Here is a 1,468-nt window from a genome sequence, read left to right as displayed (position 1 = left end):
ATATCCTGACAGTCCAGCCCCAATCCGGGGTTCGAGGAAGAAAACCATCGGCTGCCTCCAGCACTGCCCAAAAACCGCATCGGCCTCCCCCGAGGCGGGGGTGGGCGGCGAGAGCGACCGAAGAGGCCCGTTCGAGCGGCGGGCTGCACCCGCAGGGGCGAAATGAAATGGAGCAGCCCGGCGAAGCCGGGGCTTGCAGCCCGCCGTGGCGGGCCTAGCAGGGAGCGCCGACCACCTCCGCGTCGGAAGGGAGGCCCAAAAAGTAGCGCCGCCGCGTCAGCGGCGTCCGCAGATCAGGCGGGCGACAGCCCGCTATCGTCTTTCGCGACAGGCTGCCGCCCGCCCGCGGGCGAGCACTGGTGACGGATCGTGCGCGGCGTCGCCTAGAGCATGTAGCCGATATCCGAGGCGCCGGTCGGATAGGCAAACATGGTGGAGCGTAGATCGGCCGCGGTGAGGCCGTGGCGGATGGCCAGGCCGAAAAGGTTGATCACCTCGTCGGCGTTCGGCCCGACGAGATGCGCGCCGAGGACGAGGTCCGTCCGCTCGTCGATCAGAACTTTGTGGCCATAGACCGGCTCGGCGAGCCGGCGGGCGGTGAACCAGTCCGGCGTCGAGGCCGCGTTAACCCGGAACTTGAGGCCGCTGCGGCGCGCCGCCTCTTCCGAAAGCCCGACGGCGGCGATCGGCGGCACGGTGAAGGCGACGCTCGGAACACCGCGATAGTCGGGCTCGCGCGATGGACCTTGCAGGAGGTTCGCGGCGACGATCTTCGCGTCGTGGCTCGACACCGGGGTCAGGGGCGGCCCGACGCCGGCGGCGTCACCGGCGGCATAGACCCGCGGGTTGGAAATGCTGCGCAGATGCGCATCGAGCTGCAGTCGTCCGTCTTGCACCGCGACCTGCCCGGTGGACAGGTCGAGGCTGCCGAGATCGGGACGACGCCCGGCAGCATGAATGACGAGATCGCAGGCGACCTCCAGGTCCGGCGCTCCCTGGCGAGAGGCACGCACCTGCAGGCCGTCCCCGTTCCGCTCGACCCGTGTGACCGCGGTGCCGGTCTCGATGCGAATGCCGAGCGCCGTGAACCGCGGTGTGAGCCAGCCCACCAGGTCGGGATCGAAATGCGGCAGCAGCCGGCTAGCGCGCTGCAGGATCGTGACTTCGGCGCCGGCACGTGCGGCCAGATGCGAGAACTCCGCGGCGACATAGCCGCCGCCGATCAGCACGATCCGGCGCGGCAGCGTCTCCAGCTCGAGGAAAGCGTCGCTCGTGCTGACCAGCTCCTCGCCTGGAATGCCGAGCGGGATCGGCCCCGCGCCGGTTGCGATCAGGATATGCTGGGCCTGCAACGTCCGACCGTCGACCGCGACCGCGTCCGGGCTTGCGAAGCGCGCTAGCCCGTGGAAGGCGTCGACGCCCAGCTTGGCGTAGCGGCGTTCCTGCTTGGCGGGGACCGGATCGGTAA

At 69.8% G+C, this 1,468-nt stretch carries 1 protein-coding gene; it reads right to left on the bottom strand.

Features of this window, described 5'->3' with window-relative positions:
- Positions 1–383: 383 nt before the first annotated feature.
- Positions 384–1,468, bottom strand: a 1,085-nt coding sequence (locus FHS92_RS18045) for a dihydrolipoyl dehydrogenase family protein (RefSeq protein WP_184081942.1), incomplete at its 5' end; no start/stop codon positions are given.

This window comes from Sphingobium subterraneum, assembly GCF_014199435.1.
GTDB classification, from domain to species: domain Bacteria; phylum Pseudomonadota; class Alphaproteobacteria; order Sphingomonadales; family Sphingomonadaceae; genus Sphingobium; species Sphingobium subterraneum.
This window is presented reverse-complemented; position numbering and strand designations above follow the sequence as displayed.